At 36.2% G+C, this 19612-nt stretch carries 17 protein-coding genes and 1 other annotated feature; of the genes, 5 read left to right on the forward strand and 12 right to left on the reverse strand.

All coding sequences use genetic code 11. The annotated features are described in order from the left end of the window. Positions 1-261: 261 nt before the first annotated feature. Both J2Z23_RS14210 and J2Z23_RS14215 read left to right on the forward strand, forming a co-directional pair. Entirely contained in the window at positions 262-963 is a 702-nt protein-coding gene (locus J2Z23_RS14210; RefSeq protein WP_128747536.1) for a FadR/GntR family transcriptional regulator, read from the forward strand. Beyond that, positions 960-2195 (forward strand): CynX/NimT family MFS transporter, encoded by a 1236-nt coding sequence (locus J2Z23_RS14215; protein ID WP_209974308.1) that lies wholly within the window; start codon positions 960-962, stop codon positions 2193-2195. Before J2Z23_RS14210 ends, J2Z23_RS14215 begins: the two co-directional genes overlap by 4 nt. A gap of 97 nt (positions 2196-2292) precedes the next feature. Here the strand turns inward: J2Z23_RS14215 and J2Z23_RS14220 are convergent, their stop codons facing one another. Further along, entirely contained in the window at positions 2293-2847 is a 555-nt protein-coding gene (locus J2Z23_RS14220) for an FAD-binding oxidoreductase (RefSeq protein WP_165589639.1), read from the reverse strand. 665 nt (positions 2848-3512) lie between these two features. On the opposite strand from J2Z23_RS14220, the gene J2Z23_RS14230 reads away from it, so the two are divergent. Further along, positions 3513-4274, forward strand: a complete 762-nt coding sequence (locus J2Z23_RS14230) for a polyphosphate polymerase domain-containing protein (protein WP_209974310.1) — start codon at positions 3513-3515, stop codon at positions 4272-4274. Positions 4275-4334: 60 nt separating this feature from the next. Beyond that, positions 4335-5015: a DUF4956 domain-containing protein gene (locus J2Z23_RS14235; RefSeq protein ID WP_338018433.1), complete on the forward strand. Its 681-nt coding sequence runs from the start codon at positions 4335-4337 to the stop codon at positions 5013-5015. Between the two features lie 34 nt (positions 5016-5049). Here J2Z23_RS14235 and J2Z23_RS14240 read toward each other — a convergent pair whose 3' ends face one another. The 7 genes from J2Z23_RS14240 to trhA all read right to left on the reverse strand — a co-directional run bounded on the left by J2Z23_RS14240 (position 5050) and on the right by trhA (position 13540). Beyond that, on the reverse strand, positions 5050-5658 hold the full coding sequence (locus J2Z23_RS14240; RefSeq protein ID WP_209974312.1) for a YesL family protein: 609 nt from the start codon (positions 5656-5658) through the stop codon (positions 5050-5052). A gap of 30 nt (positions 5659-5688) precedes the next feature. After that, entirely contained in the window at positions 5689-6579 is an 891-nt protein-coding gene (locus J2Z23_RS14245; protein ID WP_057987280.1) for a carbohydrate ABC transporter permease, read from the reverse strand. Positions 6580-6591: 12 nt separating this feature from the next. After that, entirely contained in the window at positions 6592-7482 is an 891-nt protein-coding gene (locus J2Z23_RS14250; RefSeq protein ID WP_057987278.1) for an ABC transporter permease, read from the reverse strand. A 68-nt stretch (positions 7483-7550) separates the two neighbouring features. Beyond that, positions 7551-9260 (reverse strand): extracellular solute-binding protein, encoded by a 1710-nt coding sequence (locus J2Z23_RS14255; RefSeq protein WP_209974314.1) that lies wholly within the window; start codon positions 9258-9260, stop codon positions 7551-7553. A gap of 175 nt (positions 9261-9435) precedes the next feature. Continuing rightward, positions 9436-10833 carry a response regulator transcription factor gene (locus tag J2Z23_RS14260; RefSeq protein WP_209974316.1) on the reverse strand — a complete coding sequence of 466 codons (1398 nt, stop codon included), beginning with the start codon at positions 10831-10833 and terminating at the stop codon, positions 9436-9438. A 1-nt stretch (position 10834) separates the two neighbouring features. Next, positions 10835-12568, reverse strand: a complete 1734-nt coding sequence (locus tag J2Z23_RS14265; RefSeq protein WP_057987360.1) for a sensor histidine kinase — start codon at positions 12566-12568, stop codon at positions 10835-10837. Between the two features lie 324 nt (positions 12569-12892). Further along, a complete protein-coding gene (gene trhA, locus J2Z23_RS14270) occupies positions 12893-13540 on the reverse strand; it encodes a PAQR family membrane homeostasis protein TrhA (protein WP_057987272.1) in 648 nt (215 codons plus the stop codon). A gap of 271 nt (positions 13541-13811) precedes the next feature. On the opposite strand from trhA, the gene J2Z23_RS14275 reads away from it, so the two are divergent. Then, the gene (locus J2Z23_RS14275) at positions 13812-14393 is read left to right on the forward strand and encodes a DUF1836 domain-containing protein (protein ID WP_209974318.1); all 582 of its coding nucleotides are present in this window, start codon (positions 13812-13814) and stop codon (positions 14391-14393) included. Positions 14394-14592: 199 nt separating this feature from the next. On the opposite strand, the gene proS is transcribed toward J2Z23_RS14275, so the two are convergent. From proS to J2Z23_RS14295, 4 genes are all read right to left on the reverse strand, one after another. Then, a complete protein-coding gene (gene proS, locus J2Z23_RS14280; protein ID WP_057987269.1) occupies positions 14593-16032 on the reverse strand; it encodes a proline--tRNA ligase in 1440 nt (479 codons plus the stop codon). 138 nt (positions 16033-16170) lie between these two features. Continuing rightward, positions 16171-16385, reverse strand: a binding site (T-box leader). 390 nt (positions 16386-16775) lie between these two features. Then, a complete protein-coding gene (locus J2Z23_RS14285; RefSeq protein WP_057987267.1) occupies positions 16776-17315 on the reverse strand; it encodes a chromate transporter in 540 nt (179 codons plus the stop codon). Positions 17316-17327: 12 nt separating this feature from the next. Beyond that, entirely contained in the window at positions 17328-17945 is a 618-nt protein-coding gene (locus tag J2Z23_RS14290; protein WP_057987265.1) for a chromate transporter, read from the reverse strand. Between the two features lie 197 nt (positions 17946-18142). Then, positions 18143-19282 (reverse strand): ROK family protein, encoded by a 1140-nt coding sequence (locus J2Z23_RS14295; RefSeq protein ID WP_064468112.1) that lies wholly within the window; start codon positions 19280-19282, stop codon positions 18143-18145. Positions 19283-19612: the final 330 nt, after the last annotated feature.

The following is a 19612-nucleotide window of genomic DNA, read 5'->3' on the forward strand; positions in this document are numbered from 1 at the left end:
GCCACATTATAGTCAGGATAAAAACTCCTATCAAATGAACAAATTGACATTTTTGCCATTTTAAAAACTTAAAAACTCCATTCTTTCATACATAAATCTTAAAAATCACTAACTTTTATACCTGAAAAACATAGTTTTCTATATAAAAGACACTTTATTACTTTAACTCGGCGGGGGACTGTCCCCAGATTTACACTTCACTACTAATATGTTAAGATATCCGATATGCCAATCATCCTACAAATTTTCAGGGGGGTCTTTATTTTGTTTAAGAAAACGAGTCGGGTATCTTTGGTGGAGCAGGTTGTGATGCAGATTGAGAGTTTGATTGAAAAGGGGCATTGGGAGATTGGTGATAAGTTACCGCCAGAATTGGAGCTTATGGAGGAGTTTGATGTTAGTCGTAATACTTTGAGAGAGGCGATTCGTGCATTAGTTCATGCTGGTTTATTGGAAACACGACAAGGTAGTGGGACAATTGTTCGTTCTTCGAGTTCACTAGGTGTGGCGATGGAACGACATATTGAAAAATCTAATTTAATGGAAACGTTGGAAGTTAGATTAGCACTAGAAAGAGAGGCTGCACAACTAGCAGCGGTTCATCGAACTAGCAGAGATCTTCAGCAACTTGAAAACTGTATGGATCAATGTCGAGACGCCCTAAATAGAGAGGCCATAGAGGATTTTATTACTGCAGACATGGCCTTCCATAAAGCAATGGTAAAAGCTTCACATAATCAACTGCTTCAAGAGCTTTACGAATATATGACAGCCCCTTTATATGCTTCTATTCGTAAACTAATGATCACTAATACACCGCTCGCCTGTGAAAAAGTGATTCATAGCGAGTTATTAGAAGCTATTCGAGAACAAAATCTCGAAGATGCTACAAAATATGTCAATGAATATATTCATAACTTTAAACAAGGATTAGAGCTAGAGACTAAGGAGGGAAACACTTGAGTACAAAAAACACAACATTAGAATATTCACCAAGCCATCAAGCTCAGTGGTTGCTTTTACTAGGAATTATTTTTGTAGGGGCGAACTTAAGAGCTCCCTTAACTTCAGTCGGCTCTCTAATTTCGTTTATCCGCGATGATTTAGATTTGAGCCATGCCTTAGCAGGAAGCATCACGACTTTACCATTACTTGCTTTTGCCTTCCTTTCTCCATTCGCACCGAAATTAGCTAATCGATTGGGAATGGAAATAACTATTTTTCTCTCCATAATTCTTTTGACGATTGGATTAATTTTGCGTTCTCTTTTTGGGACAAGCTTTCTCTTTATAGGTACCCTTATGATTGGGATGGCGATTTCTATTGGAAACGTGCTTCTGCCTGGGTTTATCAAAATGAATTTCCCCTTAAAAATCGGTTTTGTAACAGGTATTTACGCTGTTTTTATGAACCTATTTGGTGCTCTTGGTTCCGGTTTGAGTGTACCGATCGCTGCCATTAAAGGATTTGGGTGGAAAGGTTCACTCGCATTTTGGGCGATTCCTGCGATCATTTCTTTGCTTTTTTGGATCCCACAATTAAGAAAATCCACTGAATCGGTTAAGGTCGGAGAGGCTCATAGTCAGAAAGAGAAAAGTATTTGGCGCTCTCCATTAGCTTGGCATATTACTGTTTTTATGGGATTACAATCATTGATCTTTTATACTCTGATAACATGGTTACCTGAAATTCTCCAAATACATGGATATAGCTCAAATGCCTCTGGTTGGATGCTCTTCCTCATGCAATTTGCTCTTATCCCGATCACCTTTGTCATCCCAGTCACAGCAGAAAAAATGAAGGACCAAAGAATATTATCTGGAATTACGGCTATTTTCTTTCTGGCTGGTATTATCGGTTTATTTCTAGGTAGTAAACTTTTAATACCTATTTCGGTGATTTTGATTGGAATGGCAGCTGGAAGTGCCTTTAGCTTAGCTATGATGTTTTTCAGTTTACGAACTTCAAATGGGCAAGAAGCCGCCGAAATGTCGGGTATGGCTCAGTCATTCGGTTATCTCCTGGCCGCTGTAGGGCCGATGTTATTTGGTGGTTTACATGATTTATTTCATAGTTGGAATGTTCCTCTTCTCCTACTATTATTAATAGCAATTATCATCTTTATAGCTGGAATAAATGCCGGGAAAAATACTGTCATCTCAGATTCTAGTGTACAAAATAAAATAGCACGATAAGATAAAAAAAACAGGGATGATCGCAATCATAGATGCGTTCATCCCTTGCCTATTTCAGGTATTTTAAAAAGCTCTTCATTTTCGGTTCTACTTACATTTAAGATCTTCCCTCTGCATTCATCAATCGAAAAGAACGAATACTTTCTATTATAGGGCCAAAGCGGAGATCTCTCCCATGGACATTCACACTCATCGAATCGCCAATCGTAAAAATATTTGGGGTCTGTATTGTTTTAACAGAAAGCTGATATGGATTAATAGCTTCCTGCACATCTGTCCAAGTGGCTCCGCCTTGTACTGTGATTAGCTTTTCTTCTGGTAAAATATTTATAACCTTATTATATGTAGTCATATCAAGTACGATCGCCTCTTTATAATAGGTCTGTCCACCTTGATTATGTTGTTTTCCTGCAATAAAAATTTTCAAATCCTCGTCCTTCGTTTCTATTATGATTTGCTTAATTTGCTCTATTTCCTTTGTTGCTACTACTTTTTTCACCTTTACGGGAACAAGCCTCCTTGCATCTGTCATTAACACATCCCCTTTACCTTTCGCTTGTAAAGAGTACAGAAAAAAGGCGGCATAAAATAAACCGAAGAAGATGAGCAAAAGGACTATTAATCTTTTATTAAAGGATGTTCTTCTTACCATGCTTAAGCTCATTCCCAACCAAATAGTATAAAAAATCGCCCCAACTCAGACTATAACAAAAGGTTGAATATCCCCCATCATTTTTCGAATCAGAGCTATTTAATCAAGTGAATGACCCCTCCTTAACTCCCTATCGGGTTGTTTAAGAAGGGGCTTCCTGTTTCATGGACCGTCGCATAATGGGGATGTACCAATATGTCTTACACAGTCTTCACAGGCGTAGATTATACTGTTCGGACACAACCTTGCCCTACAGTTATAGTTATTCCGTTATGGTAAGTAACTCATCTAATCCTTTTTGTAAAATGTTTCGACTAGCATTATGGTCACGATCAAGTATCGTTCCGCATTTTGTGTTTTTCTGTTGGGAAAACCTCATATTTTTGATTGACCAACACGGCCATCACTTCCTCTGCTATATCTAACTCTATTACAGAACATTCGTTCCATAAACAAAAGCCCTTTCCCTGGCTTGCGTCAACCGAAATTCATCTCCCCCTTATCGTTGGGGCTGCGCCCTTCACACGATTGAAGAGGGAGACCTCTTCCGGAAGTACGTTAAACTAGGTTTCTCAGCAAACTCTCATACAATTCTAATCTAGCTTAAATTTTATTTTAAGATAAGTCGGGTACTATACAGATATCGACATGAAGGAGATGACAACATGGCCATTGAAATTTTCCAAAGGAGAGAGCAGAAATATTTGATCACTATCGATCAATATCGGGAATTAGTAAAACGAATGCTGCCCCATATGCGACCGGATCGAAATGGCATTGATGGACAGTATACGATCACTACATTATATTTTGAAAGCCAAGATCAAAAGATTTATTTTGAGACAAAAAACAAATTAAAATTTCGGCAAAAACTCCGTTTACGAATTTATGATGATACAGATATAGACGGAAACGCCTTTTTCGAGGTTAAACAAAAACATAAGAAAGTAGTAAACAAACGTAGAATGGTTCTTCCTCTGTCAGAGGCTTATCGATATTTATCCGAAGAAGCAGCCTTGTCTTTAAACGACTACAAGACATCTAACTTACAAGTATTTCGCGAGATTGACCGGTATCGTAAATTGTATGAACTCTATCCGGAAATGGTTGTAAGTTATGATCGGCATGCTTTTCATCATCTCGATGATCCAGACTTACGCGTAACTTTTGATTTCAATTTACGTTGCCGGAATCATGATCTACGGATTGAACATGGACCATTTGGTGAATATTTTATCGATCCAAACTTAGTTGTTCTAGAGGTAAAAGTAAGCCATAGTATACCGCTTTGGCTTACTCGTATTTTACAAGATTTAGAATGTGAACAACGCAGTGCTTCTAAGTTTTGCACGAGTCTGGAATGTTTAAGGGGCGAGGCATTGCCCAATGGCGTGGAACAGGAGAATGTTCTGATCGGTGTAATGTAACAATCATTTTTTATACGGAAGAAACAAATATGAAAATAGAAAAATATGGAGGAATAAACAGTGAATGTACTAGAGAATTTATTTACATTGGACGGGCTAGGAGCAACGAATATATGGATGAGTCTTGTTGCAATGGCACTCGCCCTTATACTTAGCTTAATCATTACAAAGGTTTATCAAATCACTTTCACAGGTGAACGTTATTCGCAATCTTTTGTCCATACGATTATCATGATGAGTGTCGTCGTGTCGGTCGTCATGAATGTTGTAAGTGGCAATGCCGGTGTTGCTTTTGGCTTATTTGCAGTCTTTTCATTAATACGCTTTAGAAGTGCTGTGACAGACGCCAAAGATATTGCTTATATCTTTTTTGGCCTTTGTGTTGGTATGACGGCAGGTCTCTTCCAATTTGGTTTGGCGATCATGCTAACTTTATTTGCTAGTTTGATATTTTACATGCTTTATAAATTGCAATATGGAAAAGGAAAAGATACCCAAATTTTAAAAGTAACCGTTCCAGAGAATTTGAATCATGAAAATTTACTAGACGAGGTATTTCACCAATACACTCTAAGCCATTCCCTTAGACAAGTAGAAACTACCAACCTAGGTACAATGATCTTATACACCTATGCAATCCGCAGTAAAAATACAACCAATGATAAAGAGTTACTAGATCGCATTCGCGAAAGAAACGCTAACCTAAAAGTTTCAATCACTTATTTAGAAAGTGCAGAGTAATGTTTGGGGGACAGTCCCCCACCGCGCTAAAGCGTTAATCTAGCGAGGGACTGTCCCCGATTTTTCGAAATGTTCTTAGGCTAAAGAACATCACTAATATCGAAAACAAACTGATGCTGAAAAATGGGATTAATCCCGGTAAGATAGTCATTACGTAATGATAAAGGATGACAGCGCCAATCAGCATTAGGGTGTTGATTGGGTGGACAAATAATAGTAAGCAAGCATTTTTGAAAATCGCCGGGATGGATGTTTTGTAATGTAAGTATATTGGAAATATAAACAAACAGGCAGAGGAAAAGAGCAAAAATACTGTTAATATAAGATAATAGCTTGCTTGAATTATCGCCTGATTGACTACTTCGGCAATAGACAGGTTCACATATAGTAAACTCCCTAGTACGATTAGAATCCAGCCAACTACATTACTTCGAACAAATTCTTTTTTATAAAAAAGCCAAAAATTTTTAGTGATTTTTATATCACTATATCCCATCAGCCATTTGCGAGAAATAGAAAAAGTCGCTACGAACGCTGGGAAAAAGCCAAATACAACCCCTCCAGCAATCGTAAAAATTATCGCTAAAATATTCAAATAGACCATTCTTAAAATAAAATCGGTGAAATAATAGATTCTTTCCATTCCTTTTAGTTCCCTCTCTTTCCACCTCCGTTATTCTTTCACTGAGCCCAATGTAATTCCATGAATGAAATAGCGTTGTAAAAATGGATAAACAACAAGAACAGGAATCATTGCGATAAATATCTTTGCTGCGTCTAATGTCCGATTAGACATCTCACTCAACCGCTTATATTGATCTTCTGTCATAGTCGAAGGATCAACAGATACAACCAATTGTTGGATATATGTTTGAAGAGGATAAAATTCTTCTCTTGTCATAAAAATTAAACCATATAAGAATTCATTCCAATGATAGACAATACTAAAAAGGGAAATGGTTGCCAACACAGGTATAGATAATGGTATAAATACCTTTGTCAGGATATACCAAGGTCCTGCCCCATCAACTAAAGCAGCTTCTTCTAGAGACTTTGGCAGATTTCTAAAAAAGTTAATCGTTAAAATAATATTAAAGACAATTGTTTGGGCCCCGCCAACCAATACTAAAGCCCAAATACTATTCATTAAGCCATAGCCTTTAATAGTTAGATACAACGGAATTAATCCGCCATTGAAAAGCATTGTAAAAACCAAGGTCCACATTAATACATTGCGCCCTTTAAAATCCCTTACCGTTTTTGAAAGCGGGTAGGCCATTAAGGGGACAATAATAAAATTAAGTCCCGCTCCGAACACGACACGTTGAATAGAAATCCAAAATGACTTAAAAAATTGACTATCTTGCAACAATTGCTTATAAGAATTAAAGTTAAAATCTATTGGCCAAAGTGTCACAGCTCCAGCCGCCGCAGCTGCCTTTGAACTTAATGAGAGTGATAATGTATACCACAATGGCAAAATACATGTAATGGCGATAATAATCAATATGACGATTAAACCCCCATCTACTATTTTGGATAATAATGATTTGCTCTTGATCATCATTGCACCCCCTTAAAAGATTCTGTAATTGGTAAATCTATAAGCTAAAAAGTAAGACAAACTGATCAGTATAAAGCCTGCAACAGATTTTAATAAACCAACTGCTGTCGCCAATTCATACTGCAAATTTAATAAGCCTGCACGATAAACCCAAGTGTCAACAATATCCCCAGTTGAATATACGAGTGGATTATACAAATTAAAGATTTGATCAAAGCCTGCATTTAGCACATTTCCTAAGCTTAAAACAGCCAGCAAGACAGCCGTTGTGCGAATGCCAGGCAAAGTTACATGCCATAACATCCGTAATCTTGATGCTCCATCCATTCCTGCTGCCTCATATAAAGCTGGGTTAATTCCTGTTAAGGCTGCTAAATAAATAATCGTGTTAAAGCCAAACTCTTTCCAAATATCACTACCAACTACTAGAAAAGGAAATAAATCGGCCCGCCCAAAAAATAAAATCGGCTTTACACCAAATACTCCCAAAAGTTGATTTATTGGTCCTTGAAAGGCAAAAATATCTAACAACACTCCCCCTAAAATAACCCATGACAAGAAATGTGGTAAATAGACAATCGTTTGAATCGTTCGTTTCAGCCCCATATACCTGACTTCATTCAACATTAAAGCAAAGACTAAAGGAACAATTAAGTTTCCAATAATTTTCATAACCGCGATATAGATTGTATTAAAAAAGACATTCATCGTATCATTCAATTCGAACATATATTTAAAAGTTTCCAATCCAGTAAACTCCGAAGCAAAGATCCCTTTTCCAGGATTAAAATCTTGAAAAGCAATAATAATTCCAAACATTGGGACAATACTAAATAAGATTAACCAAACGAAACCTGGAAGTAGCATTAAATAATAATGCTTTGTAAAACTTTTTATTTTCATAGATCCCCCTCACCCTCCTGCTATCCAATTGTTAATAAAGGCGCCGATTTATACCGACGCCTTGGCCTTTATTCACTCACTACTTCTGCAACCTCTTCAGTAATCTGCTCCCCGCCTTGTTTCTCCCAATTTTTTACAAATTGATCAAAAGCATCAAGCGGTTCTGTCCCCATAATAATTTTCAAGAAAACTTCGTCCTCTAGTTTTTTCAAATTCACCCAACGATTTTCCATTGTTTCAGTTTGTGAATAAATTAGACTCTTTACCCCTTTGATTTCCGTATCTACTAGAGGTGCGGTGCCTACTAATGCAGAGTACGCCCGTGTCCATTGGCCAAGATTATCTAAATCCCAATATTGGATATCAGTATTATCATAAGGTTCTAATTTAACATCATGAATAGTATCTACATCTGATTTCAATAACTTATATGCTGGCATATCATAAAAATCACTTGGTTCCTTCGTACCTGCTAATACCTCTCTAAGTGCTACAGTCGTGACTTCCATCTCGTCAGCAGGAGCATATACAAGTCTTAATGGGTAGAACCCTGGTCCCCCCTTACTAGGATCAAATTCTGATTCATGTGCTAATAAATTATTTAATATTTTCATTGCCGCCTCTGGATGCTCATAATCTTTTCTAACAACTACATATTGCGTTGTTGTTGTACTTAAGTGAGGAGTAAAGTCACCATTTGCATCCAACGGTAATGCATATGATTGCCAATTCGCCTCAGGGTCGTTCTTAACTGCATCAGTCAGTGAGGCATAAGGCATCCAAAATGGCCCAAAAAACATCCCTGTTTTTCCACTAATAATAGATTCACCTGAATCTTCCCTAACGCCCATTTCCTGATCAATTAAACCTTCACTATACATATCTCTTAGAACAGATAAAGCTTCCTTTGTTTCGGGAAGGATTGAACCATATACTGGTTTTCCGTCCTCTCCTTTTAGCCAATAACCTGGATAAGAATGTAAAGCGGAGAAAATCCCGTCAAATCCATACAGATTATTAGTCGATTCTATGAAATTAGCATATAGTTTATTTGATGTGTCTGGTCCAGCCAATCCAATCGTATCATCTTTCCCATTCCCATCAGGATCCTGTTCAACAAATGCTTTAGTTACCTTTTTCAACTCTTCAATAGTTTTTGGTACTTCAAGCTCAAGCTTGTCGAGCCAGTCCTTTCTGATCCACAAATTGTGTACTCCGTCTGCTCCAGCCTGCGAGTTGGGTATTGCCATTATTTTTCCATCAAATGTAACATTATCCAGAGCAACACCATCCGTACTGTCAATAATTTCTTTAATGGCTGGTGAAGCATAATTTTCATAGACTTTTGTTAAATCTGCTATTTGATCTGCCTCTACCAATTGACGAAGCTCCACAGGACCAACGACCATTGCATCAGGCAAATCATTCCCTGCAATCGCTAAACTCACTTTTTGATCATAATTGGAAGGTGATGCAGTGAATGCGTGCTCCACTTTAATATTCAAATGTTCCTCTACATGTCTCGTATACTGGTTATCAAGAGGTGTATCTCCATCTTGTAAGCTTGTATCACTCGGGTCTACTTCTTGACCAATTGCAATCGTAATTGTCTCATCATACTTACCAAATGGATCTGCTGGTTCAGAAGATACTTCATTTTCATTTTCATTTTCACTTTCGCTTTTCCCTCCATCCTTGGTTGAACTATTTTCCGCACAAGCTACCAACAAACAGACTACAAGTAAAAATAATAGCAATAATGGCTGTCTGAAACGCATTCTCTTCCCCCTCTTTCATTATGATGAATAATACATTTCTATCGTATCAATTGTGGATACGCTTTCAATAAGGTGGATGTTCTGAAAATAAAGGGATAAATGTCTACAAAAATCTGTAAAATGGCCCACCCTATTATTGAAGCAAACAGTTCTCATACAAAATGGAAGACATCTATCATACTTTATTCATTTTTCGATATTCACTCGGCAGTAAACCAGTCTCTTGTCGAAATACTTTACTGAAATATTTTATATCCACATAGCCTACTTTTTCCGATATGACTCGGACTTTATCCCTTGTATTTATTAGATAATGTTTTGCTTTATTTACTCGGGCAATTCGTAAATATTCGTTAAAGGTATATCCACTGATCGCTTTAAAACAAACAGAAAAATAACTTCGGCTCATATTTACCTTTCTAGCCACATCATTAGCAGTAAGAGCTTTATTTAATTCATGTTCAATGATTGAAATAGCTTTTAAAACACTTTGATTTGTTTCAGATGTAAAAGATTGACTAAACACATGAAAGTGAATCCATTCTTTCGTGTGGTTGAACCATTTTTCAACATCCGTCCAATATTCAAATATTGGCGGTAATTCAAGATCGACAGGGAATACATCGGAATAGACTCTGTTACATTTATTTACCGTTAAAAATAAAAGTTCATTTATCTTGCTTTTGCTAAGCCTAAGTACCTTTAATTCGCTTAAAATGCCTTGGAGTGTATGATTATCTATAATCCAATCTAATGAAACTAATCGATCCTTTATCTTTGCTATTCCTTTTTCAGACTGTATATCCGGCACTTTAAGATCATTTAGTTCAATAATCTTAACCTTTTGCTTGTTGGATAATTCATAAAATAATAAACTATCTTTATGCTGGAGTACCAGATTCTTTAATTCATCGAATGTATAATGGTAGGTGCCTTCATACAATTCGAGAATCAAAAGGGATATTGGCCATTTCGGCAAATTAAACAAGCTTTCTTTTATTTCCTGATGATGCTGTCTGTTTCTTGTTTTGATTAGTAAAGCTTCTAAGGAAAAATAGAGTAAATCCTGTCCTCTTACCCTTTGATCATAAAAAGGGACAATAGTATTTTCTAAAGATTTTTCCGCTAATAGAAGAAATCCCTGTTCAAGCTCATTGGAAGATTGAAAAATTGATAAAGCTGTATTTCGGACCTCTTTTTTTATTCTGTTCTGGATTCTTTCTAAAGTTTGATCCATATTTTTATTATCTAATTCTACCTTTGCAATATAATCAATTGCTCCTAACCGCATAGCTTCTTGAATATATTCGAAATCACGGTGAAGGGATAAAACAACAATAAAGATATTATAATATTGATTTTTAACCTGTCGGATAAGATCAATGCCAGACATAATCGGCATTGCCAAATCTGTGATGATTAAATCTACTTTTGTCCCTTCTAGAAACTCTAAAGCTTTTTGCCCGTTCTTAGCATCCCCAACTACCTTCATATCAAACTTCTCCCAATTGAACGACTGGATCAAACTTCTCCTTACTAATTTGTCATCTTCTACAATTAAAACTTTGATCATCTTATTCGCTCCCTTTTGTAATTGGGATTTGTAATGTTACTTTTGTTCCTTTATTTATCACACTTTGAATAGTAATTGTCGCCTGATCATTATATGTTCGTTTAATAATCCTTCTCACATAATTAAGTCCAATTCCGGTACCTGCCCTTGAATGTTGTTCCGAAGTTTGGTATAAAAGCATATTTATTTTTTCCTGTGTCATACCATTACCATTATCCATTACATCAATAACAATTAGCTTGTTCACTAGATTAATGATTACTCTGATTTCTCCTTCGTCTCCCAATCCATGATAGATAGCATTCTCTACTAAAGGCTGCAAAATAAATCTCGGTACAGGCGATTGTAAAACACCCTCCTTTACATTGATTGTTGTCGAGTATTCAAAATCATATCGTATTTTTTGTAATTTTAAATATTGTTCCATCGCCTCTAATTCTTCATTCAGGGTAGAGAGAGTCCCCAATTTTCCCATATTATAGTAGAGAATCTTATTTAACCATGTTAAAAGATTAGTCAATTCTGCTTTTTCCCCTGACACCGATAACCATCTTGCCGTATCTAATGTATTCATTAAAAAGTGGGGATTGATTTGATGCATAAGCTTTTCTACTTCCAAATCTGCTCTTATTTTTTCTTTCACCTCTATTTCTTTAATTAATTGAACGATCTGTTTTCTCATGCTGCGGAATTGATTAATTAAATTCTTAAATTCGGGAATATTTGTTTCTACTACCTCAGAATGAAAATTACTATTTTCCATTAATTTAATTTCATGCTGAAAGTCATTTAGCGGTCTATAAAAGGTCTTCCATAAGAGAAAGGCCATCACTAAACTAATACATACGAATAAAATAGTTATATACAACATTAAGATAATCCATTGATTTATTTCTTGATCATATTGAGCAATTGGGATTAATGCTATTATATCCCAGCCTCTTCTAGTCGGTTCTTCAAACCAATAATAGCCATTTTGTCTACCAAAACCCTGTTTATTTTTTGTAAATATATCCCCTTGCTTAAAAGAAGAGTTTTCGTTATAGATAATGCGATTGTCTTTATCCAATATGAGATAGCTCGCATCATCTAGTACATTATCAACTTCTAATAGGTCCTTCGTTAAATCAAGATTAGACTCTAAATAGAAATAAAGATGATTAGAATTAATGGAATCTAGTTTTCTAATCGTAGACAACACATACTTATCTTTATATCTTTCCATACTGATGTGAGGGCCAAAAGTGTTTATATTATAACCTTCAATTAGCAATGGTTTTATTTGCAATGTAAATTCTTGCTTTACCCCATGATTATTAAATAAAAATTCCTGTTGATCTTCCCAATACATTAAAGAAAGTCCAATACCAGGATTACTAAATGTAATGACATTTAGTTCTTTACGAATATCTTCGGAAATTTTTACTCGCTCATAGGACTGGGGTAATTCTAAATAGGTTTGTAAATTATAATTTAAATTTTCAGAGAAATTAATTTGCTGTGATACATAATTAAGATCATCAATCGTATTTTCTAAAGATAATCTTATTTGTTGTAAATTACTACTCACGGTTCCATGTAAGTTATTAGTAAGTATATTAGCCATGGAGTGATACGAGAAAAAGATCGTAACTAGCAGCAGTAACAATGTACTGATCGCAAATACTAAAGTAATCCTAATTTTTAAACTTAAAGACTGTAGAAAATAAATTAAGCGGCTTATCCATCTGTTCATAAGCTCTCCTCTCTTTTGCAACAGTTTAAAATTCTTGCAAGCTAGTAACATCTATAACCTTTAAATGAATCGGAGTCCCCCTCTCCTTCTTTTTGTATCATAAGTCTACTAAACAACAAATTTAACGTAAACAGAATGTTTCAGAACAGATTTTGCCAAGTATCGTTAATGGCTAAATTTACTCTTAATAGATAAAAATAAAGAGTCGCCATCTCAATGGACCATCATTATACTATGGTCTATTAAGTGACGACTCCTTATTTCCATCTTATCTATAGAATGATCATGATTAAATAGACATGATCGAATGATGCCGTATTACTTTTAAATGACAAAATAATAAACCGAAAAAAAGTGGCATAAGCTTCCTGCAAGGATAAATAAATGGAAGATTTCATGAAAACCAAGATGCTTGAACTCTAAAAACTTTGGTTTAACACCATAGATGATTCCTCCAATAGTATATAAAATCCCCCCAAAAATGAGTAGGAATAAACCACTTGCCCCAAGGTTTGAACTTAATGGCACAATGGCCATAACAATAATCCAACCTAAAACGATATAAAGAGCTGTCGAAAGCCATCTCGGACAACGAAACCAGATCATTTTAAATAAAATCCCACTTACAGCGACCACCGTTACGACTGAAAAGACTGTCCAACCTAACTTGCCATTTAACGCAATTAAGCAAAATGGCGCATACGAACCAGCAATTAGGGCAAAGATCATCGAATGGTCGAGTTTCCTTAACAGTGCAATCACTCGATCCCTTGCAACAGCCATATGATAAACAGTTGAGGCAGAATATAATAAAATCAAGCAAATACCAAACATGATTACAGCACCTAATTGCAAACCAGATCCTCCATTAAAAACTACTTTTAGCACCATTGCAATCAAACCAATGACCGATAGAATCGCTCCAAACAAATGTGATAAAGCATTAAACGGTTCGCGAATATACTGTGTCATAAAAATCCCCTCATCCCTCTACGTAGTTTCAATAACTACATACAATGATACTACTATTCATTTAAGTAGTCAATGGTTTACCAATTATCCACTTTAAGATAGAATAAAGAGTAACTTCATTTCAGTAGAGAGATGCCTAACTCCCTCACTGATTCCTAGTTGAACGAATCGGACCTTTACGAGAGTTGCTCCCCACTTATCACACTTGAAGTCGGGCTCTTACCCTCGTTAATGTGGGACAAACAATACGGAGAAAACGGTGGAGATTATCATGAAAAATATAGATGAGCTGCTAAGCAGTCTTTCCCTTACGAACCATATTTCTCTTCAGGATATTCCTAAAATGGATCTGTATATTGATCAAGTGATTGAATTATTTGAAGAGGGATTTAAAGAAACAAAGCGAGATAAAAAAGAAAAAATATTGACCAAAACGATGGTCAATAATTACGCAAAAGGAAAGCTCTTTTTTCCTGTCCAAAATAAAAAGTACTCAAAAGAACATATCATGCTCATGAGCTTAATTTATCAGCTAAAAGGCGCCTTATCGATTAAAGATATTAAAGATTGTTTGCAAATTCTCAATAAAGAAATTGTTGAATCTGATTTTAATCTTGGGGAATTTTATGAAAGCTATTTACAACTTTATTTTAACAATGTTTCTACCTTCCAAGATGACCTGCAAGAAAAAGCAGAAGCAGTGAGGGAAAAATTGGATTCAATCGATGAAAAAAACAAATTAGAGATGGAAAGAACGTTACTAATCGCTTCCTTAGTTAGTACAAGTAATCTTTATAGAAGAGCTGCAGAAAAGTTAGTCGATGAAATTAGCGATGAAGAAGACAAATCATAAAAAAAGCTCCCTAGGGCAATACAGATTTCATAGTTTTAATCTGTTTACCTTAAGGGAGCACAGCATTTTATCAAAAAGAATCAAATCATTAAATAAAATTAGAACAATCACTTACTTTCGGGAGCCCTCCGTCTACTTATAAATTTATTCTTTACTTGTGGAAGACACCTATCCATAGGTGTCTCAACTACTGATTCTCTTAATACGCCTTCGCCCAATAGACCATTTCTTTTGCTTCATTTCCACAACAGATACAAGTATCAGCTATCTTTTCCTGTTCAAAGGGAATACAACGTGATGTTGCCTGTGTTTCTTCCTTTATTTTCTCTTCACAATGAATATCTCCACACCACATTGCTTTTATAAAACCTGGATTTTCTGCAAGAATTTGTTTAAATTCGTCCATATTCGTAGCGATGGCTGTCTTTTGTTCACGATGGAGAAGCGCGCGCTTAAAGAGGTTTTCTTGAATTTCCTCCATTAAAATAGGTAAACGAGATTCTAAATCCTGTAAAGCAACGAATTCCTTTTCTCCTGTATCTCGACGAACTAGAACAACTTGATTTTTCTCAATATCTTTTGGACCCATTTCAATTCGAACTGGGATTCCTTTCATTTCACACTCGTTAAATTTCCATCCTGGTGATTTGTCGCTTGCATCCATTTCTATCCGGACTAAATTCTTTACTTGATCACGAAGGGAATAAGCTTTATCTAATACCCCCTCTTTATGTTGGGCGATAGGGATAATAATAGCTTGTGTCGGAGCAATTTTTGGCGGTAGAACCAAGCCGCGATTATCTCCGTGCACCATAATAAGGGCACCAAGCAAACGTGTTGTTACTCCCCAGGAAGTTTGGTGAACAAATTGGCTTTCCCCATTTTCATCTAAATACGTTATATCAAAGGCTTGAGCAAATCCGGAACCAAAATGATGAGATGTGCCTGATTGTAAAGCTTTTCCATCATGCATCAAGCTTTCAATCGTTAATGTATAATCAGCACCAGCAAACTTTTCTTTCTCAGTTTTTCGTCCACGAAGCACTGGAATAGCTAAATAATTTTCTAACACATCCGTATAAACATTTAACATTTTTGCTGTTTCCTCTGCAGCCTCTTCATACGTTGCATGAGCAGTATGGCCTTCTTGCCAAAGAAATTCTAATGATCGTAAAAAGGGACGTGTCGTTTTTTCCCAACGAACAACATTACTCCATTGATTATACAGCATCGGCAAATCACGATAGGAATGAATATTCTTTGAATAATATTCACAAAACAAGGCTTCAGAGGTCGGACGTACAACCAATCGTTCACTTAATTCATTTTCCCCTCCATGTGTTACCCAAGCAACCTCAGGGGCAAAGCCTTCTACATGATCTTTTTCTTTTTGTAATAAACTTTCGGGAATAAATAAAGGAAAAGAGACATTGGAATGACCAGTCGCTTTTATTTGTCGATCTAATTCATCTCGAATCCGTTCCCAAATCGCAAACCCATCAGGCTTAATGATCATCGTTCCACGAACTGGACCATAATCAACTAAATTGGCCTGTTTTACAACATCTGTATACCATTGGGCAAAGTCTTCTTCCATCGCAGTAATTTTTTCCACAAATTGCTTATTCCTTTTTCCCATTTGCAACACCTCTTATTTATTTTTGGGTATTCGAAAAATATCCTTGAATATGATAGCGCCTTTTAATCTCGCAATTCCCCTTATTTCTTCTACACGATGATTCGAATATTATTTTTGAAACACAAAAAGCCCCCACTCCAAAAGGACCGGGGACCGGTGGTACCACCCTTATTTACACGGTTTAAGAAATCATGCACACTCAACTGAATAACGGCCAAAACCGCGCACATCTTCACTTTAGTTCCGAGGCGAACTCCAAGGCAGGTTCTAATTAGCATCTCTGGAAATTTACACCACCCATTTCCTCTCTAAAAAAGACGGCTAATTATACTAATCCTTATCATCGATTTTTTAATATAAAAGTGAATTTATTATAACAGAAAAAAGGAAAATAACAAAATATCGCTTGATTGTGAGTTTACTGATTCTCATTCAAAAGGACAATGATTGAAAAAGCTTTAGGTATTCGGTTATCATGTAAAAAATATGAAGCGATACGCCACCCTAGAAATAGAATAGGAACGAGACTCCTGCGAGAAGTAAGGAGAGCGGAAAGGAAGCTTCTATCCATTTACGGTATCCAAAATACGATAACTCATTCCACATTGTTTATTGATTACCCAAAATTCTAGTTTGCCATGACAAAACAAATGTACTTTGGGATACATCTTAAGGGATTATAGACTGACACAGATATGTTGATTTCCGTTCTGGCTACTCATCCTAGCAGGGAAAACGATTCACTAAAACACTACACTGCCAATCATTCCTGCGAATAAAATAACTATGATTGGATGAATTTTAAAATACGATAAAGCAATCAAAGAAGCGACAAAGATTAAGAATAAAGTAACCATATGCCATGATATTTGTATTCCAATAACTCCATTTGATATGGCGAAATCGATGGCAGCATAAATAATCAGGCTTGTCACAATCGGGCGCAAACCATAGAAAGCTGACTGAACCCATTTATTCTGATTCATTTTATAAAAAAACATTGCAATGATAAGCACAATTAGAACTGACGGTAGCGTGATCGCTATCGAGGAAACAAGCGCTCCAGGTAATCCTGCAACTTGATAGCCAACTGCTGTGGCACTATTGGAAGCAATCGAGCCCGGCGTCATTCCCGCCAATGCCACAATATCTGTGTATTCAGAGGTCGTCATCCATCCTCGACTTGTGACTTCCGTTCCTATCACTGGAATCATGGCATAACCACCACCGAATGAAACGGCCCCAATTACGAGAAATACAAGAAATAATTCTAGTAAGATCATATCCTCCCTCCCCTAAGAACTCATTTTTTCATTATGGCTTTTAATCTGAGATTTATTTTGACGATCGGAGGGAAGCTTCATGGAGAATAATTCTTTAATCTTCACAATGAAGATACCTAATAAGGCTCCACTGACAATGACAAGGATCGGATGCCAATGAAAAACAACCATCATCACAACCATCGATACCATTAATATTAAAGTTGATACATCTAAAATAGATGTTTTCGCAACTTTGATAGCTGCATACGCAATTAAAGCTACAACTGCCGCTCGAATTCCTTGAAAAGCCGCATCCACATGTGGATTGCCTTTTATCGATAGGAAAATTAAATTTAGTATCAAAACAATAAGAAAAGTCGGCAAAAGAACACCGATCATCGCAACAATCGCTCCCCGTATTCCAGCAATTTTATGTCCAATAAAGGTGGCCGCATTTACCGCGATTGCTCCGGGTGCTGTTCCTGCCAAAGCAAATATTTCCGCGATTTCCTCCATATCCACCCATTTTCTTTTTTCAACTACTTCACGTTCAATTAAAGGAATCATGGCATATCCGCCACCAAAAGTAATCGGGCCTATTTTAAGAAAGGTCCAAAATAATTGCAAAATTAATATCCACTTTTTCAAACTACACCCAGCTTTCTGTGTTTCTCGTATGTTACCTCTATTCTAACATACTTTATACCAAAATGGACTAAAGTTTAAAAAAATATAAGGTGAGACACAAAGGACTCACCTTATATTGAATTAAGTATATTATTCGAATACAGTATGACATATCGTCAAGTAAAGATCATCTTCAATATTTTGCTTTTTACAGCTTTTCATTCAAAAAAATGGTTGAACACTTGGATGGCTGCGCCAATACTTGTGGCCTTTTCTCCAAGTACTCCTTTCCGAATCGTGATCTTGTGATTTCGGGAGCAACTATGCTTATTGATGGATTGAATTATTTCTCTGTAATATTTTGAGTCATTGTAAATTAATTTTCCATGTAATACGACAGTATCAGGATGTAATATATTAATCATATTGGCAATGCCTATTCCGTAATAATTGGCTGATTGCATTAAAGTTTTTCTAACTAATGGTTCATCACTGTTTAGTAAATCATCGATTGTCGCTGAGAACCCTTGGGATTGCAAGTGACTGAGCATTGCTCCAAAGGAAACGTATGTTTTCAAACAACCTTTACTACCACATGTGCATTCCCTGCCATTTGCCTCAACAATAATATGTTCATAGGAAGTGGCATCACCTTGTTTTTGATTAAATAAACGCCCTTCCTGGATATAGCCACAACGAATGCCATATCCACTAATACAGTATAAAATATTTTCCTCTTGCTTATTTCTTGCATAGTATTCCGCAACAGCCGCTGTATTTGCCCCATTATTTAAAATGACAGGCACAGAAAACTTTTTCTGCAAAATCTGTCCAAGGGGAACATCATTCCATCCTGTAGCAAGAAAAGATTCAGGATTTAATATCACACCATTTTCCCGATCAATCGGACCAACAGCGCCAATTCCAATACCAAGTAGGGAAGAAATTTGGTACCGTTCCATTAATGTCTCAATCATATTGATGATCATTTCAATTGTTACTTGAGGGGTATGTTGCTTCGTTAACGGAAAGCGATCTTGACCAATAACCTCATAACGCAGATTTAATAACATAACTCTTACATCTGTACGAGCAATCTCAATACCAACCATATAGGCAACTTCTGAAACAATTTCGTATAATACTGGCGGTCTTCCCCCGGTTGGTTCTCCAAATCCTGCTTGGTGAATTAAGCCTCGATCCGTCAATTCCGCTAATATCCGTGTCATCGTCGTATTTGGCACGTGAAATTCCTTAAGTAATTCGGCTTTCGATACTTTTATTTTTCGATGAATATACTTGTATAATGATTTTTTAGAGTGATTCTTCTCACTTTGATCATTGAAAAAATCCTGCACCCTCTTCTCCTCCCCTCCACAAAACCATGTATTCCTATCTACTTTATACATTTTAATATGATAGTACCCAATATATTTTAATTATGTCAAGACATATCCGGTTTAAGTTTAACGTTTTTCATTGAAAGAAAAAGCCTTTTTCCATTAATTATATTTCCAAATCAATTTCATAATAGAGATTTTCGCATTCAAATCCGAACAACGTCCGCGTGACATAAGCCTTCAAAACTGAAAGTACTTCTAGCTTTTTCCTGTGGGAAACCCAAAATAGGCAGCAAAAAGGCCGATTTATTACAGGCTGATGCCTATTACTGTACAAAGGTCAATCTT

This window comes from Lederbergia galactosidilytica, assembly GCF_017873565.1.
GTDB lineage: Bacteria > Bacillota > Bacilli > Bacillales > Bacillaceae_C > Lederbergia > Lederbergia galactosidilytica.